The sequence below is a fragment of the Dictyobacter kobayashii genome (assembly GCF_003967555.1).
GTDB classification, from domain to species: Bacteria; Chloroflexota; Ktedonobacteria; order Ktedonobacterales; family Ktedonobacteraceae; genus Dictyobacter; species Dictyobacter kobayashii.
On record NZ_BIFS01000002.1, the window covers coordinates 1,183,654 to 1,201,204 of the forward strand.

The 17,551-nt window shown below is 49.9% G+C and carries 14 protein-coding genes and 1 pseudogene; 12 read left to right on the forward strand and 3 right to left on the reverse strand.

The genetic code is table 11. The features are described 5' to 3' along the window. The 4 genes from EL645_RS31825 (at position 1) to EL645_RS31840 (ending at position 6,477) form a co-directional block, all read left to right on the forward strand. The gene (locus tag EL645_RS31825) at positions 1 to 1,062 is read left to right on the forward strand and encodes a sensor histidine kinase (RefSeq protein ID WP_126556501.1); all 1,062 of its coding nucleotides are present in this window, start codon (positions 1 to 3) and stop codon (positions 1,060 to 1,062) included. Continuing rightward, positions 1,059 to 2,621 (forward strand): hybrid sensor histidine kinase/response regulator, encoded by a 1,563-nt coding sequence (locus tag EL645_RS31830; protein ID WP_126556502.1) that lies wholly within the window; start codon positions 1,059 to 1,061, stop codon positions 2,619 to 2,621. Before EL645_RS31825 ends, EL645_RS31830 begins: the two co-directional genes overlap by 4 nt. Before the next feature lie 643 nt (positions 2,622 to 3,264). Continuing rightward, positions 3,265 to 5,898 carry a LuxR C-terminal-related transcriptional regulator gene (locus EL645_RS31835; protein WP_126556503.1) on the forward strand — a complete coding sequence of 878 codons (2,634 nt, stop codon included), beginning with the start codon at positions 3,265 to 3,267 and terminating at the stop codon, positions 5,896 to 5,898. Between the two features lie 294 nt (positions 5,899 to 6,192). Next, positions 6,193 to 6,477 (forward strand): hypothetical protein, encoded by a 285-nt coding sequence (locus EL645_RS31840; protein ID WP_126556504.1) that lies wholly within the window; start codon positions 6,193 to 6,195, stop codon positions 6,475 to 6,477. 57 nt (positions 6,478 to 6,534) lie between these two features. Here EL645_RS31840 and EL645_RS31845 read toward each other — a convergent pair whose 3' ends face one another. After that, positions 6,535 to 8,001 carry an MDR family MFS transporter gene (locus EL645_RS31845; RefSeq protein WP_246035644.1) on the reverse strand — a complete coding sequence of 489 codons (1,467 nt, stop codon included), beginning with the start codon at positions 7,999 to 8,001 and terminating at the stop codon, positions 6,535 to 6,537. Between the two features lie 271 nt (positions 8,002 to 8,272). On the opposite strand from EL645_RS31845, the gene EL645_RS31850 reads away from it, so the two are divergent. The 8 genes and pseudogenes from EL645_RS31850 (at position 8,273) to EL645_RS31885 (ending at position 15,105) form a co-directional block, all read left to right on the forward strand. Continuing rightward, positions 8,273 to 8,602, forward strand: coding sequence for a PadR family transcriptional regulator (locus tag EL645_RS31850; protein WP_126556506.1), 330 nt, complete (start codon positions 8,273 to 8,275; stop codon positions 8,600 to 8,602). A gap of 15 nt (positions 8,603 to 8,617) precedes the next feature. Then, entirely contained in the window at positions 8,618 to 9,487 is an 870-nt protein-coding gene (locus tag EL645_RS31855; RefSeq protein ID WP_126556507.1) for a pentapeptide repeat-containing protein, read from the forward strand. A gap of 10 nt (positions 9,488 to 9,497) precedes the next feature. Next, positions 9,498 to 10,259, forward strand: a complete 762-nt coding sequence (locus EL645_RS31860) for an ABC transporter ATP-binding protein (RefSeq protein WP_126556508.1) — start codon at positions 9,498 to 9,500, stop codon at positions 10,257 to 10,259. Next, positions 10,260 to 11,027 carry an ABC transporter permease gene (locus tag EL645_RS31865; protein WP_126556509.1) on the forward strand — a complete coding sequence of 256 codons (768 nt, stop codon included), beginning with the start codon at positions 10,260 to 10,262 and terminating at the stop codon, positions 11,025 to 11,027. Positions 11,028 to 11,074: 47 nt separating this feature from the next. After that, positions 11,075 to 11,808 (forward strand): annotated as a pseudogene (locus EL645_RS31870) (RNA-guided endonuclease InsQ/TnpB family protein); the annotation flags it as partial. A 226-nt stretch (positions 11,809 to 12,034) separates the two neighbouring features. Then, positions 12,035 to 12,754 (forward strand): hypothetical protein, encoded by a 720-nt coding sequence (locus tag EL645_RS31875; RefSeq protein WP_126556510.1) that lies wholly within the window; start codon positions 12,035 to 12,037, stop codon positions 12,752 to 12,754. A 17-nt stretch (positions 12,755 to 12,771) separates the two neighbouring features. Next, positions 12,772 to 13,836, forward strand: a complete 1,065-nt coding sequence (locus EL645_RS31880; protein WP_126556511.1) for a hypothetical protein — start codon at positions 12,772 to 12,774, stop codon at positions 13,834 to 13,836. Positions 13,837 to 14,097: 261 nt separating this feature from the next. Then, positions 14,098 to 15,105 carry a hypothetical protein gene (locus tag EL645_RS31885; protein WP_126556512.1) on the forward strand — a complete coding sequence of 336 codons (1,008 nt, stop codon included), beginning with the start codon at positions 14,098 to 14,100 and terminating at the stop codon, positions 15,103 to 15,105. A 147-nt stretch (positions 15,106 to 15,252) separates the two neighbouring features. Here the strand turns inward: EL645_RS31885 and EL645_RS41670 are convergent, their stop codons facing one another. Next, entirely contained in the window at positions 15,253 to 15,456 is a 204-nt protein-coding gene (locus EL645_RS41670) for a hypothetical protein (protein ID WP_218032156.1), read from the reverse strand. Beyond that, entirely contained in the window at positions 15,420 to 17,321 is a 1,902-nt protein-coding gene (locus EL645_RS31890; RefSeq protein WP_218032157.1) for an alpha-amylase family glycosyl hydrolase, read from the reverse strand. The genes EL645_RS41670 and EL645_RS31890 overlap by 37 nt, the downstream gene beginning before the upstream one ends. Positions 17,322 to 17,551: the final 230 nt, after the last annotated feature.

Sequence of the window (17,551 nt, forward strand, 5' to 3'; positions counted from 1 at the left end):
ATGACACGCCTTCTGCTTATGCTCGAAAACAGGCAAAATCGCACATTGCTAGCTAACTGGCTCACTCATCACTACCAGGTTATTCAACAAGAACCTGGTACTCCACTGGTAGAGTCCTTTGATGTCTGCCTGGTTGATGGACCAACTTTAGATCGGCGCTGGGCTGAAATTCAAGCCCACAAAACCATGGAAGATCCAATCTTCCTGCCCGTTATACTTTTAACCTCCTACCGGGAGGTAGAGCTCATTACACGCCATCTCTGGAAGACTATAGATGAATTGATTCGCTTACCCGTGGAAAAAACTGAACTGCAAGCGAGGGTAGAGATGCTCGTACGTACACGCGAACTCTCACTGGCCCTGAAGTTGCGCAATAACGATCTGGAATCCTTTTTTCATGCGATGACACATGATCTGCGCGCTCCGTTGCGCGCAATCAAAGGTTTTGCTGAATTTCTAAATGATGAAGAAGGCGAAAAACTAACGAATAAAGGACAACGCTACCTCTCAAATATTCGCACAGCCACAGGGCAGATGCAGGAAATTATCGATGGTCTGGTTGCTTTCGCCAGGGTAGGTTATAGTAATGGAGAATCCCAGGAAGTGGATCTCCAATTTTTAGTTGAACGCTGTATACAGCGCCTTTCCCCAATCATAGAGCAGCAAGAGGCTCAAGTTACGATTGAGCCTCCTTTACCAATAGTAGAAGGGCAGCCGTTTCTATTAAAGATGGCCATTACCAATCTATTATCTAACGCACTCAAATTTATCAAACCAGGTGATCATCCCAATATACACATCCGCACGATAGAGCTTCAGGGTAGCTATCGACTAGAAGTAGAGGATCACGGGATTGGCATCTCCTCCGAAAACCAGGCCAGCCTATTTCAGCCATTTACACAGTTTCATGGGATTGAAGAATACGAAGGCATCGGCCTGGGACTGGCGACAGTGCGCAAAGCAGTTGATTTGATGGGAGGACATGTTGGAGTACGCTCAGTAGTAGGGCAAGGGAGTGTATTCTGGATGGAGTTGCGCTCGGTAACGAAAGGAGAGCTATGAAAGTCCTTCTCATCGATGATAATCCATTTGACCGCGAGTTAGTTAAACATAAGATGGAACAGGTCTGGCCAGATATTCAATGGAAAGAAGTAACTAACCAGCAGGCTTTTTCGGCTATTATGAAACAGCCAGACTTTGATTTCGTATTGACCGATTATCAGCTCAAATGGACCACCGGCATAGATGTGCTCAAATTCATAATCAAATGCTGCCCCGACCTGCCCGTCTTCATGGTCACGGATACTGGCAGCGAAGAGCTGGCGGTTGAGGCCATGAAACTAGGCCTGAGCGATTATGTGCTCAAGACTCATCTCTCCAGACTACCGCTGGCGATTGAGGATTTTTTCCAGCGAAGACAGTTAAAGAACGAACATGAAGTATTGCAAAAGCAGATTCAGCAGGCTCAAAAAATGGAGAGCCTGGGCTTGCTGGTAAGTGGCCTGGCCCATGACTTTAATAATCTGTTAGCGGGCATGATGGGTTATGCTCAACAAGGTATTAAGCATTCTTCCGCCAATCCCGAACTGGCAGAGTATTTCCAGCATATTTTCACGCGTGCAGAACAGGGTGCACGCATGACACGGCAACTGTTGACCTTCGCGCGCGGCAGCCATTTAGAGCCCATGCGTATTCAGATGAATACGTTAATTGCCCAGACATTGGAGTTCGTAGGCACTCTACTGGGTCCAACGATCAAAATAGAGTTTAATCCGGATGCTACCATCGCTGACCTCTATGCCGACCCTACACAGTTGGAACAGATGCTGGTGAATCTGTGTATTAACGCACGCGATGCAATGCCACATGGTGGAACACTGAGGGTTGAAACCCATACCTTCCAGCTCCATAAAGGTAAACAGGATGCCCGTTTTACCGCTCAACCGGGACCTTATGTGCAAATCACGATAACCGATACCGGCGAAGGTATGTCGCCAGAGGTATTAGCGCGTCTCTTCGAACCATTCTTTACCACCAAAGATGTGGGTCGTGGTACCGGGCTCGGGCTCTCAGTAGTCTATGGCATCATTCAGCAACACCATGGTTTTATTGAAGTAACCAGCCAGCCAGGCAAAGGAACATGCTTCGCCCTCTATTTCCCGGTAGCAGAACAGGTCTCCCTGGAAGAAACAACCCTCAACGAAAGGGCAGCCTCCGAGAAGGTAACGCCATCTGTAAAGACACCCGGCAAAGTGACAATCCTGGTGGTAGAAGATGATCCGGATGTTCAACAGGTAATCTGTGAAGTCCTGCGCGAAGAGGGCTATACCATTCTACTGGCCAGCGATGGCGAAGAAGGGCTACAGCTATTTCAGGAACATATCGCTACGATCCGCCTGGTCATAGCCGATATCATGATGCCTAAAATGCAAGGCAAAGAGTTCCAGCAACAGATACGCCGCCGCCAACCTGAAACAAAGGTGCTGGTCATGAGCGGCTATCAGCAAATCCAACTACAGCAAAAAGATCTGCTTGACCCTAATAGTGACTTCTTGCAAAAGCCTTTCGACCTCGATATCCTGCTCGAAAAAGTGCACACCCTGATCAATATCAATAATTAAATCGCGGCAGGTCAGGCGCCTCCAGCATTTTCGCACCTGCGGTGCGAAATTATGTTTATATTATGTGATGTAGAAAATGTGTGATGCACATTTTCTACATCACATAATATAAATGCTCGAATGTATCTACGCACGTTCGCACAGCAACAAAGCCCGCACAATATTTTATAGGGGTGGTGGGTAACATGCGCTGCTCATATTTTCTACATCACATAATATAAAATGCTCGGATGTGCCTCCGCACGTCCGCACAGCAACAAGGCCCGCACAATATTTTATAGGGTGGTGGGGAACATGCGCTGCTCATATTTTCTACATCACATAATATAAAATGCTCGGATGTGCCTCCGCACGTCCGCACAGCAACAAGGCCCGCACAATATTTTATAGGGTGGTGGGGAACATGCGCCGTGCGCATGTTCCCCACCACCCTATAAAATATTGTGCGGGCGCGCATGCGCACGCCCGAGATTTATGCTTGTCCAAATATATAAAGTGAGATATAATCATATAATAAAATAAAAAGATGTAATGTGCTTATTTATCTTAACATTAGCGCTGAATCTAAAAATCAATACAAGAACAGTAAACCCACAGGATAAACAAGCATTAGTAGCTTAATTGCTCAGGAAGGAAGACACAAATGTCTGAGAATCTAGCCAAAGAGAACCTGCCCACTACCGCACACGCCGAACCTCCTGAGCGGCTACTTCCCCGAGCACTAACACCACTGATCGGACGTAAAGATGAGATCGCGGCAGCACGCGCTTTGCTGCAAAGTCCAGAGATCCGGCTACTCACACTCACCGGGACCGGAGGAGTAGGCAAGACACGGCTGGGCGTGGAGGTTGCCGCAGAGCTCTACCCTGCTTTTCCGGATGGAGTGTACTTTATTTCACTGGCATCTATCCAGGAACCCGGACTTATCATTCCATCCATAGCACATATGCTAGGACTGCGCGAGAGCGAGGGCGACGTTCTATTTGAGCACCTCAAAGCCTTTCTACATACCAGAGAAATGCTGCTGGTCCTGGACAACTTCGAACATATTCAGTCAGGCGCTCCATTGTTGACAGCGCTGCTGGCAGCCTGTCCATTACTCAAACTACTGGTCACCAGCCGCACCTTGTTACACGTGCAGGGCGAACAAGAATTTCAAGTCCAGCCATTAGCGCTCCCCGATCTACAGCAAGCACATTTTGAGCAGATCCAGCAGTCGCCAGCCATTACGCTCTTCGTTCAGCGCGCCAGAGCTTTGAAGCTCGATTTTCAGTTAACCGAAAAAAATGCCACCACCATCGCCGCAATTTGCGCGCGCCTGGACGGTCTCCCCCTGGCACTGGAACTGGCGGCGGCGCGCATCAAAATCTTACCGCCCGAAGCCCTGCTTGGGCGCCTGGAACATCCACTGAAGCTCTTAAATGGTAGCCGCCAGGACGTTCCGGTGCGCCAGCGCAGCCTGCGCGAAACGCTAAACTGGAGCTATGACCTGCTTTCCCCTTCCGAAAAGCTCCTTTTTCAACGCCTGGCAGTCTTTATCCAGGGCAGCGAGCTTGAAGCCATTGAAGCCGTCGTATTGCATTTAGATGGAGATACAAACTCAGTTCTGGACGATATCTCTCACCTGCTAGACGAAAACCTGCTACAACAGAGCGAGTTTCAGGAACAAACGCCACGCTTCTGGATGCTGGAAACGATTCGTGAGTTCGCGCGAGAAAAACTAACTGCCAGTAATGAGTTTGAACGTATCCAGGAGGCACATGCAGCCTATTATGTACATCTGGCTGAACGGGCTGAACCAGAGCTATATCATCATCAGCAGAGCAGATGGCTGGCACACATGGAGCAAGAGCATGAAAATATTCGCGCCACCCTGATGTTTCTAAAGGAACGCAATGAGCTGGCTAAACTGGCCCACCTGGTAGCAACCCTTGGCTGGTTCTGGTATATGCATGGTTTCCTGCATGAAGGTCAACAATGGGCCGAATATGTGCTGAGCAACGGAGGACTTGAGCAGCTCCCCGACACGGAGCGCGGAAAGCTGATTTCAGGCTCGGGCGTGTTTGCAGGCTTTTCAGGACAAGGAGAACTGGCATTTAAACAGTGCCAGGAAAGCGTCCCATTCTGCAAGGCCGCCAGAGATACCCGCAATCTTTCGGCCTCAGTCTATATGCTCGTCCATAGCTTGCTCGTAATGGGTGATGTCGCGGCGGCGCGCGCGCTGGCTGAAGAGATGCTGGCATTTGCACGATCAGTAGGAGACATCTGGGCCATTGGTGCCCTCCATTGTATCCTGGGGTCGGTCACCCTGTTTGAGGGAGATTACGAGCAGGCAGTCCATCTCCATGAAACGGGCATTGCCCTCTTTAGCGATGAGGGCGACCAATGCATGAATGGCCTCATCCATATGATGCTGGCTGATGTCGCCATCGCACAGGGGGACGAAGCGAGAGCCTATACACTGATACAGCAAGGAAAAGAACTATTTAAGCAGGTGGGAGCTACCTGGTCATTGGGTAGCTACTTCAGCATGTGGGGACAGATAGCGTTGACCAATAGACAGGAACTACGTGCCCAGTTTCTGCTACAACAAGCTCTGGCGGCCCAGCAACAAATGGGAGATCAACAGGGCATGATCGGGAGCTATACCCTGCTGGTCCAGGTGGCCGCGCATCAACGTGACTACCTTATGACCTGCACCTTCGCCGAGCAAGCGGTACAGCTGGCACGAACGCTACAAGATAAGGAGGCCCTGATCAGCAGTCTGGAGGAACTGGCAAGCGTCATGGCCCGGCAGGAGAAAAATCTGGCGATTGGCGCGGCACGCTTATGGGGGACCATCGAACGCTTGCTGCAAGGTAGCGACGAAGAACAGATACAGCAGATCCATACGCAACGTGCACCCCTCGAAAAGATAGTGCGCACTATTTTAAAGGAAAAAACATTTAGCAGCGCCTGGAATGAGGGGCAAAAGATGTCCCCGGAACAAGCAATAGCCGCCCTGAAACATACCAAACCAGTAGCACGTGGAAAAAAAACCAGCAAGACAGTGATCGCCAACACAGAGAGTAGCCAGGGACACACGATTAAGCTGACCAAACGCGAACTTGAAGTCATCTGGCATCTCTCGCAAGGCCGCACCAATGCACAAATTGCCCAGGAACTGGTCATCACACCCGCCACCGTAAATGCTTACTTGCGCACTATCTATAGGAAACTGGATGTCACCTCGCGCACCGGTGCCATAAGGGCAGCCATCAACCATAAAATTATCTAATCTCACACATTGTAAACTAAGCATTATCCTCATTAGATTCTTCACACCCCCTTCCTGCAATAGCAGAAAAGAGGAGTACCCGCTTTCGAACAATTTACCACATAATAGAATAAAAAATAATTATCAAATTACCGCATTTCTAACGATGACAGTTCACACATTTCAGCGGTATATTTACTCTAAGCCATAAAATAGCCAGTGAGCTGGCCTGGTAGAGGCCAGGACCATAATAAATTCTGTTATGCAAAGCAGGAGGGTGGGATGTTAGGAGACAAACGAACACAGGAGGGGTATATGAATCAAGTCACTACAATAATGCAGCAAGAAGAGATCGAGTTTGACTTAACCCAGGAAGAAGAAGAAATTTTGCGTGCCAGGCATCGAGAGGCCTATATCGATTATGTTGAAGCGGTCCAAAAAACGTATGGCGCAACCTATAATTTATTGGAGCCACCCTATAGACCAGCCCTGGAAGCGTATGAATTTGTCTGCATGATCGCCAGTTATTGTGGTTACCAGGTTGTCTCTGAGGGGTATCATCAAATGCCATTCCTGCGCAAACGCATCAAAAAGCGCTGAGAAAGCGGCTCCCTTCCCCGCGTGCACATGGGGAAGGGAGCCGCTTTCTGAAAGGCGTTAAACGCTAGCATTTACGTTTAACGCTGCTTCTAGAGAGGCTTCTTGCGAGGTAGCCTGCTCACTATCTTTCTCTTTACTCTGCATAGTAGAGGCAGCATCACTGTCACGGACCTTGAAGGCGATCAGCGCGGCAATAAAAACCAGGACGGCCGAGGTAATAAACGCGGCATGATAGGCATTCAGGTTAGGGACGACGGCACCACTATGGCTCAACTGGGTTATACCAACAATACTGATAACAGTACTGATAATAGCGACTCCAAGCGAAGAACCAATTTGTCGCTGAGCATTATTGAGCGCCGAGGCGTGACCTGTTGCGGCAGGAGAAATGGTCGCAAAAGCGGCCGCCTGCACCGGCAGAAAAGCATTAGCCATACCAGCACCAATCAAGAACATCAAACCACGCATCAACCACAGGCTGGTATTCTGTCCTATGAAGCTCATCAACACCATAAAAACAGTCACACCCATCAATCCAGTCACAATCAAGCGACGCGGCCCCACACGTGGATAGAGACGGGCAGCGATCTGGGTCGAGACCAGCACACCAATTGCCTCAGGGAAAGTGGTCAGGCCCGAGGTAAGCGCCGATACGCCACGCCCCTCCTGGAGAAAGAGCGGGGCCGCATAGAGCAATCCTAGAAAACCTGCGCCCGAGAAGAGCGAGAGCAGATTGCAAGTACGGAAAACCCGGTTGCTCAGCAGTCGCAAGTCCAGCATAGGATGTGAAGAGCGTAACTCGATAAAGACAAAAGCAACCAGAATAAGCACACCCACGATACCACTACCCAGAATGCCAACGGAGCTCCAACCATAATTTGGCCCCTCGCTCAAAGCATACATCGCCAATGAGAGACCGACGGCCGCCAGGATAAAACCCAGCACATCAAAGCTATTCACCGACTCTTCGTAATACTCATTCAAGAAGAGGAGTCCAAACAAACAAGCCAGAATACCAATCGGAACATTCACAAAGAAGACCCAGCGCCATGAGAACTGCGTGATCAAGATACCACCCAGAACAGGCCCCATCGCGGGCGCAAAGACAGTAGGAATGTTCAGAATACGCGATACCTGTACACGCTCAGCAGGTGGAAATGTACGATAGAGAAGGGCCATACCAACCGGAGTCAAAGCCCCACCAGCCAATCCCTGCAAAATACGAAAAACAATCAACATAGGCAAACTTGTTGCCAGGCCACACATGGCGGAAGTAATACTAAAGAGGGCCAGTGCACTCAAGAAGATACGCTTGGTGCCAAAACGATCACCCAGCCAACCCGATGCGGGAATAACCACTGCCAGGCTCACCAGATAGCCAACCACAACCGCATCAATACCCGCGCCCGACACTCCAAACTGCCGACCCAATGAAGGCAAGGCGACAGTTACAATAGTCCCATCCATGATGCTCATAAACATGGCCGCGACAAATACAACACTAACCGAAATTTTGGGATTCATGTGAAGACGATGCATTCATTGGACTCCGATACCCTTTAACTATCCATAATTTCTAATCATTCTATTTACTTCAACACAAAAAAGTCAATAAATCATCCGTGGTAGATCAAAATATAGGCACATACAGGAGAAACACTGCCCGGTGAGTGGTCAAGATAACCACAAACACACAGGTGTCCTTTAGTTGATTCACCAAACAAAGTATTACAATTGAAATACTACCTTGACAATCATAGTACTGTGGTGTATAATCCAAATACGAGGTGATGATATGAGTGAAAACAAACTGACCTCCGACCTGCTACGCGGACATACCGATACGATGATTTTACGGCTCTTATCGGAAGCTGACCGCTACGGCTACGAGATTGTCAAGCTGATTGCTGAGCGTTCGGGTGGTGAATATGAATTAAAGGAAGCCACGATGTACTCCAGCGTCCGGCGGCTTGAGATGGACGGTGATATCGAGTGGTATTGGGGCGATGAATCTCAGGGCGGAAGGCGGAAATACTTCAGGATTACTGAAAAAGGGAAAGCCACGTACGATCGCAACAAAAACAACTGGGAGTACGCGAAGCGCGTGCTGGAGAACCTCTTGTAAAGGAAATGTGTTGTTATGAATGAGAAATTGACCAACTATGTCAACGGCGTTTTTGCTCCCTACGATGGGGTGAAAAGCGCGACCGAATTAAAGGCTGATCTGCTTTCCGATTTGCAGGAGCGCTTCCGTGAACTAAAAGCCGAGGGCAAGGATGATGAAACAGCCTTTGACATGACCATTGAGAGTATCGGCGATATTGAGCAAACCGTCCAGGAGGTCGCCAACCTCTCGCGCTCGCTGGAGCGGCAGGTGTTCATCAACTTGAGTGCGAGCAATCTGCCAAAGAGCGACTTTGCGGGCGTGATCGCGCATCAAGGAAATTTTCAAGCGAGTGCGTTGCGCGGCTCTGACTTTACGGGCGCAGACCTCACTGGGAGCTCGTTTCGGAACAGTGATGTCCGTGAAGCCAATTTTGCTGGCGCCAATCTGACCGATTGCGACTTCTCCACCCTTGACCTTGTGGATGCAAACTTCCGTGAAGCTATCCTTGTGCGCACCAACTTCAGCAAGTCGGGGCTGGCCGGAGCAAAATACATCCACGTCAAGCTGACGGATGTCAACTTGACTCTGACCAACCTGAAAAAAACAATCTTTGAACGCTGTCTCTTTCTCGGCGTGGACTTCACCTATTCGGATCTGCGCGGACTGCGATTTGATGGGCAGACCTTTATCGGCGTCACGTTTGACGACGCGGCACTCAATGGCGTTTCGTTTCAGGGCGCGACACTCAAACAGGTGTCTTTCCGCTCGCGGTCTCTCTGGTCGAAGAAATATTACCGTGCTATGAAATCCATTCGCTTTGACGGTGCGAAGATGGATAAGGTAACATATGCCGCGCTCAAAGGCCTGGAAGCTGATGTATCGAAGGTGACAGTTCTAGCATAAGGAAAATATTGTGCAAAACACTTCAATTCAGGTGAAAGATCTACAAAAATCATACAAGAAGCTCAATGTTTTAAAAGGCGTGAATTTCACCGTGGAACAGGGCAGCATTTTTGCCCTGCTTGGCTCTAACGGCGCAGGCAAGACAACGCTGGTCAAAATCCTCACTACGCTGCTCAAACAAGACGGTGGAACGGCCATCGTCAACGGATTTGATGTTACGTCAAAGCCAGACAACGTGCGGCAATCAATTAGTCTGACCGGGCAATTTGCCGCCGTGGATGAGATGTTGACCGGGCAAGAAAATCTGATCATGATTGCCAGGCTCCGACACCTCAAACAGCCGCGCCAGGTTGCGGACGATTTGCTGACACGCTTCGGTTTATCCGACGCCGCCAACCGCAGGGCGTCGACCTATTCAGGAGGGATGCGCCGCAGACTTGACCTCGCCATGAGCCTGGTAGGAACGCCGCCGATCCTTTTCCTTGACGAGCCGACCACCGGGCTTGACCCCGAGGGACGCATCGAGGTGTGGAAAGTGGTGAAGGAGCTTGCTGATAGTGGCATCACCGTCTTCTTGACCACGCAGTACCTGGAAGAGGCGGAACAGCTTGCTGATCACATCGCCATTCTCCACGAGGGCAAGATTATCGCCAGCGGCACACTAGTGGAGCTTAAAAAGCTGTTCCCACCTGCTGAGGTGGAGTATGTGGAAAAACAACCAACCCTGGAGGAGATCTTTCTTACCATCATTGGCAAAAAGGAGGACCAGTAAATGGAAACGATACAGAACCACTTTTTCAGCGATATGAGTGTGATGCTTGGTCGTTCCATGCGCCATATCTTCCGCAGTATGGACACCATCATCACGGTCACCATCATGCCTATTGCGTTTATGTTGCTGTTCGTGTATGTGTTCGGCGGCGCCATTCAAACCGGGACAGCGAATTATGTTAATTACTTATTACCTGGAATCTTACTGATTGCGATTGCGAGCGGCATATCCTATACAGCGTACCGTTTGTTTACCGATGTGCAAAAGGGGATCATTGAGCGCTTCCGCTCTATGCCGATTGCCCCTTCCACCCTGCTGTGGGGGCATGTTCTGACCTCGCTGGTCTCCAACGCGATTTCGGTGGTAGTCATCATTCTTGTCGCGTTGATCATGGGCTTTCGTTCGTCAGCGAGCATCCTGTCATGGCTGGCCGTCGTCGGCATCCTCGCGTTGTTCACGCTGGCATTAACCTGGGTGGCAGTGATTGCTGGACTGACCGCAAAATCGACAGACGGTGCAACCGCATTTTCGTATCCGATTATCTTCCTGCCCTTTATCAGCTCGGCGTTTGTGCCAACCAGGTCGATGCCGCTGGTCGTCAGGGTCTTTGCCGAAAACCAGCCAGTGACTGCGATCGTGGAAACCATCCGTGCGTTACTAGCTGGACAGCCAGTGTCTCATAATATATGGGCTGCTCTTGCATGGTGCGTCGGCATTCTGGTTGTGGCCTACATCTTTGCGATGCGGGCCTATAAAAAGCGTGTGTGAGAAGAGGGCAGTAGCCGAGGAAAGGAGCCAAGAGCTAGCTCTTGACACGGAAGCAGGAAAAGGAGCGAGGCAACCTCAGGAGAAAACTTGGAACGGTCAATCTGGCAGAAAAGCTGCGTTTTGTCGAGATGGGAAAGGTGACTCCCCCAACGAAGAAGCGCAACAAACGGAAACAGGTGCCCTGTGAGTCGGTCAAGATTCTCGGAGCCACCGTCTCCTGTGAGGCTGATCACTGGTATGTGAGCATTCAGATGGAGATCAAGAAGCCCTTGCCTCCGACTCCGGGACCAGTTGTGGGAGTGGATGTGGGAGTGAAACAAGCTGCCGTGGTGAGCGATGGACGAGTGCTTGAGAACCAAAAGCCACTCGCACGCCATCTCAATAAGCTCGGCAAACTCCAACGTCACCTCAGCCGCAAACAGAAGACCAAAGACCCGCACACGGGGAAAACCACGTTCAGCGAGAACTATCAGAAGCAGCGGGTGAAGGTGGCACGCAAGCATCAGCAGATCGCCAACATCCGTCGAGATATCCAGCACAAATTCACCACCGAACTGGCTCGAACCTGCGGGACCATTGGCGTCGAGGACCTCAACCTCTTGGGGATGATGGCCAATCGCAAGCTCTCACGTGCCGTGCCGGATGCGGCGATGGGACAACTCCTGCAGTTTTTGAAGACCAAGATGGCACGTGCCGGGGGGAGATCTTCATCGCCTCACGCTGGTTCCCCTCGACCAAACGCTGTTCGTCTTGTACGCATGTCAAAAAGCGCATGCCGCTCAACCAATTTAATTTACCTGAGAAATGACAACTAACTCTGAATCTCCAATTACAAAGAAAATTTCAAAGTACTTAATAAGGCATATTAGTATTTATCACTTCACTTATGCGATATATTAGCATTCCTTGCTGCGCTTATGGTATAATCATTGTAACCGCTTCCAAAACTTTTTCATCAAGAAAGAGGCAGAGAAATTAAGAAACATTGTGAATCGAAGGAGATTTGTATGAAGTCCATTCAAGTGAAAGTAGCGCTGGCGCTACTGGCTTTCTTGTTTACATTGCCAGTGGGGGCACCGGCTCTTGCCGAACAAGCAACGCCAGTACAAACAAAGACACAGGCAACTTCTTCAACAGCTATCAACCTGGCCCATCTCAATGCTTTAAGCCAACAGATAACTATAGGCGGTAAGCAGATGTTGATCATTCATGTTTATTCGGAATATCCCGATTATAAGTGGGTAGATGCACCAGGAGAAGGTATTGCATGCGTTGATGATGCTGCACGCGCAGTGGTTGTGTATTTAAATGATTACAAACAAACGCATAACGAGCAATCACTGGATAAGGCACGAGGAACGCTAAATTTTGTCATGCACATGGAGGCAAATGACGGCGAGTTCTATAATTTCATTAAGTCTGACCTCTCGATTAATACTGATGGTGCCACAAGCAAAAAGTCATTTGACTGGTGGGCAATGCGCGCCATGTGGGCTCTTGGCTATGGCTACAATGTATTCAAAAATGTCGATCCTTCCTTTGCAGGAAAATTGCAAAGTAGTTTTTTACTGGCAAATACTGCCTTGCAACAGAAAATCAACCCTAACTACGGCTCGTACATCAGTCTGCACGGGTATAAGATACCTGCCTGGATCGACGGTTTCGATGCTATGTCGAACACATTGCTAGGGCCAGTCACTGCTGAATTTTACCAGCACAGCCATTGAATGCGGTTAAGGATTCTATGCTCAAAGTTGGTCGCGGCCTTGCTGAGTATCAATATGGTTCCAATACGCAGTTCCCATTTGGAGCCCACCTGGACTGGAATGGTTCAGTGAGCCTCTGGCATGCATACGGCAGTGGACAATCTTTTGCCCTGGCCAGGGCTGGAATGCTTCTGCATCAAAATGCATGGATAGCATCGGCAAAACAGGAGGCAGACCAATTATTTAGCCACCTCCTTGTTACGGGCATGATTAATCTAATGGCACCGACACCTTATAAAGATGGACAGATCGCTTATGGAGTCGATATGTTGACCCAGGGCTTCATGGCGGTTTATCAGGCTACACATGACACCAGGTATGCACGCGATGCCGGGATCGCCGCCTCCTGGTTTACAGGAAACAACGATGCCCATTTCGCCATGTATGATCCCGCCAGCGGTCGCGGATACGATGGTTTAGACGGCACAACCGGAAAAGTCAGCTTGAATTCAGGTGCTGAATCAACTATCGAAGCTTTAATGGCGCTCCAGACCGTCAATCAAAACGCTAAAGCATTGGATATGGTGAATGTCAAAACCGTTGAGCGGCATACGGCCAGCATCTATGAAGCCGAAGCCTGCAAGATAACTGAAGGAACCCCGCAGGTCATTACACCAACCAGCAGTTGGACAGGTGAAGCTCAATACAGCGGACAAATAGTAAAGATGTCTAATAATGATCAACTACAGCAAGATCTGCAGATTGCGCGCAAAGGTGAGTATATCCTCTCTGCCGCGCTGATCAAACCACACACAATAACAGGTACACTCGCGCTGGAGATAGGTATCGATGGACATCATGTTAGCACGATACAGGTTCAGAGCTCACCTGACAGTGATTATCTGACTCTTGTGGGGCCCAGGAACTCCTTCTCATTAACCAGCGGCCAACATACACTTACGGTGACGCTCAAGGCACAAGCCAACGCATCCCTGGTGGTGGATAACTTTGTTCTGCAGCCTCTGAAAGAATACGCCATCTTTCAACAGCCGAACGGTACCCACTTCACCCTGACACACGATCTGGTAGGGGATAGAGAGTAATTGTAATAATCAAACCCTACTCAACAAAGGCATCTTCCCTTGAATAGGGAAGATGCCTTTGTTGAGTAAACAAACAAGCAATCTAGCCGCCGCAGGAGGCAAGCTTCATTCAAGAGTTTGCATAGGCAGCATATAATAGGAATGATCTAAACCTTTCTCTAGAGGGCAGTCAAGTGTAGGGCAGCACATGTATGTGAACAAACAACATTGACGGATACAATTGGATGGAGTCGCAGCCAGGGAACGGCCAGGGAGCACAACATGCAAAATCCTAATCAAGGGATGAACAATCCCAATCAAAACCCATACACAGGCGGAGCGACAAATAATCCAGAGCAAGATCCTTACCGCACAGAAGCCATGAATCCTCCAGGTCAAGATCCCTATCGGCGGAGCGATATGAATCCTCCAGAGCAAGATCCCTATCAACAGAATCCATGGAGCAAGCCTGGTCAGGAACCCAATCGAAGAGATGCGGCGCCAATGCCCAATCAGGAGCCAGGTCAACAAAGTTCCTGGAACCGACCTGGTCAGGAGCCCTATCGAAGAGATGCTACTCCACCACCTAATCAGGAGCCAGGTCAACAAGGTTCCTGGAACCGACCTGGTCAGGAGACCTATCAGCGCGAAGCTAGTAATATGCCCGGCCAGGAGTCTTTCCGCAGTGGCACCATGAGCACATCTGCTCAAGGGACCGCTATGGGTGGCACCGTAAACCGTCAGGAGCAGGCACCAGCAGTTACCAATTATGCTGTCCCCGGTGGTCTGCCATTCAATCAACAAGAGTGGCAGACACTTGTAGCAACGCCGATACAGGTTAGCCTGGCCATGATGTCAGTTTCGCCTACAGGTTTGATTGGTATGGTCCAGGAGGCCATGGCCATCGGCAAGAGTATTCAAGCCCTGCAAGCGCAGGGAAATACCAGCCCATTGCTAGCACAACTGGGTCAGCAACTCACCAAAGGGCTAGAAGATATGCGTGCCGGCAGGCAGAGTCCATTTGGCGATATACGGCAAGCAACACAGAATCCAGAGATGGCCCGCAACACTGCCCTATCGTCCAGTCAGCGCAGTGCGGCTATCCTCGAAAGAACGTCCCCACGCGATGCAGTCATCTATAAGCAATTCGTCTACTCATTTGCTTATAATGTTGCAGCCGCAGCGCGTGAAGGTGGCTTCCTGGGTCTCTTTGGAGGCGAACAGATATCCCAGGCTGAAAATGCGTTCCTTAATGAGATTGCGGCTGCATTGAGGCTCCAGCACTCTTAAGCAAGTTAGATCTTAGTTTAGAGCAAGCAATATAAGCACCTCCCTATGTACACTTTCTGTACATCCTCTCGACAGCAAGTGAGCATAGGGAGGTGATTTTCATGGTTGCCTTTGAGCTATCTGCTAGCTCGACTGTAGTTTGATAGATCAAACGGCAGCGTAAACCTTGGCTTCCCAGGGAAAGATAGGCTCGCGACCAGCCCACTGTTTCGGGACAATGCGATCCTGAGTAACTTCATACCAGCGCAGCCCTTCAGGCAACTGCGGCCAGTTATTAACAACATACTCAGAACCCTTATCATTGGCATTGGGAGTCATATAATCGCTAAAGTTCGCAACGATAACCACCATATCCGGCTATCAACCTGTCCACGCACCCAGGCCATTACACGCTTTCCCTCAGAAAAATCGCTATGGATAAAAGTCGTATCATTGGTCCATAACGCCTCATAATAGGTACGCAGATGTACCAGTCGCGTCACATGATCCACAATACGAGCACGCCAGGGATCATCACGGCGCTCAAAATTGACTGCATCCAGCTGCTTATCTGGACCCTCAGCAGGCACATCGTGCTGGTCAGCAAACTCTTCACCCGCAAAGATCATCGGCACACCAACCGAGGTAATCAGGCAACTAAAGGCCAGCTTGATACGCTGCTCCTTCTCTATAATCCCGTTGCTCTCCAGGAAATCATAGAGTCGCTCATTGCCATAGCCCTCAACATCATGCGAAGTCACATAATTGATTGCCTGCGAACCATCCCCAAAGCCAAGCAAGCGGCAGTCAACCATCTTCTTGACAGTATTCTCAAAGTTCTGCTCGTCTGGATGGTTGCGGCCCGTAATGAGTGCCCGCACATAGCGCTTAAAGTACTCATTCCACAGACTATCAATGCGCTGCTGATGAATGAGGTCCAGCGGCATCGCCAGCTCTTCACCGGCCACCAGGAAACGCGCGCCAGCCTGCTCTGGCTCATTCCCTTGTTCACTCCAACGAGCTTGATAGGTACTATGGCCGACCCCTTTGAAACGCTGCACAAAATCCCAGCTCGCAATATTAACGATGCTATCAATACGCACACCATCAATACGATAAAAGCGCATCCAATGGTCAAGGTAAGTAAACATAAACGAACTGGCGGGATTCAGTGTCTGCTTCTCGCCCGAGTAAGGATCATAGCTTTCAATCTCATGGTGATATTTAAAGAGATCGCTGCCAAAGCCATCGCGCCGCACACCCTCCGAATATTCCTCAGGATCGCCGGAATCAGCTTTGACAAAGAAATCTGGGAAGTTGATCGAGCGGTACGGGTTGCGCGCAGAAAAGGCCATCACCACATCATCAAAAAAACGAATTCCCATCTGATGGCAGGCTCGGATCAAACGCGCCAGTTCAGTAATAGGCGCGGGCTTGCTGCCTCTACCGTAGCGACCAAGATCATAATCGGCGGCCAGATAGTTGGTAGTCGCATAGCCCCAACCACCTTTAACATAGCTATCGGCCGGAGGTAACAGTTCAAGGGCAGTAATGCCAAGGTCGCGCAGGTGCGCACGTCCCTCTTGTAATACCGCCAGCCCAAAGAAGCTAAAAGGGACCGCAGCCGGATCTACCAGGGCCAGCACATCGCGGAACGTGCCGCCCGCGACCATTACGCCACCCTCTTTACGCGTACGCGCCCAGGCCGTTGGCAGCTCATAAATAACCAGCTGTGTATTGACCGGCAACTCCTTCAATGGAGGCTCACCACGCCAATCTGGCTGCTGCCCATCTGGATCGCATGGCAACAACTCACCATCCTTATAGAGCACCACGCTAGCGGGATAACGGTCCTCCTCCCCAAATCCAGGATCATCGAGGCGCGGGGCCAGCAAGCGCCAATCGACACTCATAGCAAAAGGATCGGTACAAAGGATACGTGGATGACTCTCTTTATAGAGGTTCGTATCCGTCACCTCAAACCAATAGTGATATACTTTGCCATTCTCAAGCAGACAATCTTTGGCTGCGATATCCCACAGATCAGGCCCCTTTGCCGAAGGGGATAATGTAAATGTCTGTTCTTGCGTCAGAGTTGGCGGCTCGCCCGGCTGGAAGCTCCCAATTATCAACCTAGGAGCGGGATCGGTTACGGCGGGACGCCATAACGCGAAATGTGTTTTCTTATGTACTAAAAGATCAGCCGCTTGCTGTACTGGAACGTTGACTGCTTGCATGAATGATCAACCTTTCAGACCAGGTATCTTTTTAACCTTAGCATGGGGACAACATCGCAGAAGACCATCCCTGTTATAATATGTAGCACAGCCATAAATAGTGTCAAAACAGGTACAAATAGCAACAAGAAAAAAGAATAACATAGGATACAAGGTTTCGGCCCTGTAGGTGCGACCCTCTGCGATCGCTTGCCGCCCTCCGCAGAGCCGGCGGCCCCGTATCCCAGCGC